1 protein-coding gene is annotated in these 1229 nt (G+C 66.1%); it reads left to right on the top strand.

Features of this window, described 5'->3' with window-relative positions; genetic code table 11:
* A partial coding sequence (locus KAK09_RS18555) for an IS4 family transposase (protein WP_210880401.1) occupies window positions 1–1004 on the top strand: 1004 nt, incomplete at its 5' end.
* Window positions 1005–1229: the final 225 nt, after the last annotated feature.

Here is a 1229-nt window from a genome sequence, read left to right as displayed (position 1 = left end):
CGTTTGGGGCGCTGACACGGCGGCGTGGGGTTCGCGACGGTGCGAGCCTGTTGCGGCTGGGTCTTGGCTATGGTCCGGGGGGCATGTCCCTGCGTGAGGTCTCCGCCTGGGCACGGATGCAGGGCATCGCGGAGGTCTCGGACGTTGCCCTGCTCAACCGTCTGCGCCACGCGGCGGACTGGTTTGGGTCTCTGGCAGGTCAGGTTCTGTCGAACCGCGCGGGAGCTGAGGACATCGGAGAGCGGCCCTTGCGCCTCGTGGACGGGACGGTACTGACCGCACCCGGCGCCCGGGGTGCGGACTGGCGGTTGCACATGGGTTACGATCCTCGCGGCTACCGGTTCACCGACTTCGAACTGACCGACGGCAAGGGTGCCGAGCGGCTGGACAGGTTCGCGGCCAGGGCGGACGAGATCCGGATCGCCGATCGCGGGTTCGGTTCGCGCCCCGACAGCATTCGGGTCGTGACCGAGGGGCCAGGCGACTATCTCGTCCGGGTGCATTGGCGCGGCCTGCACTGGCTGGATGCGAAAGGCGACCGCTTCGACGTGATGGCCTTCCTTCGGGGCCTTGGCGAGGCCGAGAGCGGCGAAGCCCACATCCTGATCGGCCGCGGCAAGGACCGCGCCGGACAGGCGCCCTTCGCCGCCCGCCTCGTCGCCCTGCGCCTGCCCGACGACAAGGTTCAGGCGGCCCGACACCGCATTGCCGCGGAAAACCGCCGCAAAAGCCGGCAGGTCCAGCCGGAAACGGTGGAAGCAGCCGCCCATGTCCTGTTGCTGACCTCACTTGACCCGGAGGATTATCCCGCCGCGCGGCTTGGGGCGCTCTATCGCCTCCGCTGGCAAGTGGAGCTGGCGTTCAAGCGATTGAAAAGCCTTCTGAACCTTGATGCCTTGCGCGCAAGGGACCCGGACCTTGCCCGCGCGTGGATATATACGAACCTGCTCGCCGCCTTTCTCATCGACGACATGATCCGGCCCGCGCCGGACTCTCCCCCCTGAGTCGGTCGCAGACCCAAATGGATCAGCGACAGCTCTGACGACCCGCCAGCCCTCCCTTTGGCGCATCTACAAGATGTTCGTACGGATCCTGTGCGCTGCGATCATCGGTCCGCTCAAAATGCATGTCTGCAGGACAGGTCTCCAATCCGTCGCATATCGCCTCAGTCAACCAACCAGACAGAGAATACCGCAAATGGCTCAGGGCTTAAGTTAGCGCCTATGGGG

It is taken from the genome of Roseovarius autotrophicus (assembly GCF_018069895.1).
Lineage (GTDB): Bacteria > Pseudomonadota > Alphaproteobacteria > Rhodobacterales > Rhodobacteraceae > Roseovarius > Roseovarius autotrophicus.
Note: the sequence above shows the minus strand (reverse complement) of the source record. Positions and strands in the feature narration are given on the sequence as shown.